We start from the raw sequence: 861 nt of genomic DNA, 5'->3' as shown, positions 1-861 counted from the left end.
GGGGATATTTTTGCGTCGCCTTCCACGCAGGCCATTAAGAGCATTGCACGCCAGGCGGATCTGGGGGGCGGGATCATTCTCGGTTACGGCAACTATGCCGGGGATGTGCTGAATTTCGGGATTGCGGCGGACCGGCTGCGCGAAGAGGGCTATGACGTTCGCGTTCTGGCGACGGCGGATGATGTGGCGAGTTCGGACGCGTCCACACGGGAGAAGCGGCGCGGGATTGCCGGTGATCTGGTGATTTTCCGGATTGTGGGGGCTGCGGCCGAGGCGGGGCTGACGCTCGATGAAGTCGAGGAGGTTGCGCAGCGGGTGAACCGTCAGACCTGCACGTTCGGTGTGGCGTTCGATGGCTGCACGCTGCCCGGCGAGAAGGAAAAGCTGTTCGAGGTTCCGAAGAACCGTATGGCGCTCGGGCTGGGGGTACATGGGGAGCCGGGCATTGACGAGCAGGATGTTCCGGACCCGGAGCATCTGGCGGGGCTTCTGTTCGATCGTCTGCTGGCGGAATTGCCGGAGGGGGGCTCGCGCCGGGTGGCGGTGCTGCTGAACGGGCTGGGAAGCACGAAGCAGGAAGAGCTGTTCGTTCTCTGGGACCGGCTGGTGCCGAGGTTTGAAAAGGCGGGTCTGACGCTCGTGGCGCCGCTGGTTGGCGAGTATGTCACAAGCCTTGATATGGCGGGCTGTTCGCTGACGCTGACCTGGCTGGATGAGGATCTGGAGCGGTACTGGCGTTCGCCTGTGGAGTCCGCGGCGCTGAGCCATGGTCTGCTGGCCGGGGAGGGGAGCACGCGGCTTGAAGTGCCAGCGGAGACCGAGGTTCTGTACATGCGGTCCGGGACGGCGCAGGGGCGTCCT

Annotated in this window: 1 protein-coding gene; it reads left to right on the top strand. The window is 64.7% G+C overall.

Features of this window, described 5'->3' with window-relative positions:
* Positions 1–861 (top strand): dihydroxyacetone kinase subunit DhaK (locus tag JK202_RS16165; protein WP_211562507.1); only part of this gene is annotated, 861 nt, incomplete at both ends.

The organism is Gluconobacter sp. Dm-62 (assembly GCF_018256155.1).
GTDB lineage: Bacteria > Pseudomonadota > Alphaproteobacteria > Acetobacterales > Acetobacteraceae > Gluconobacter.
The sequence above is the reverse complement of the archived record's forward strand: the minus strand, read 5'-3'. Positions and strand labels throughout refer to the sequence as shown.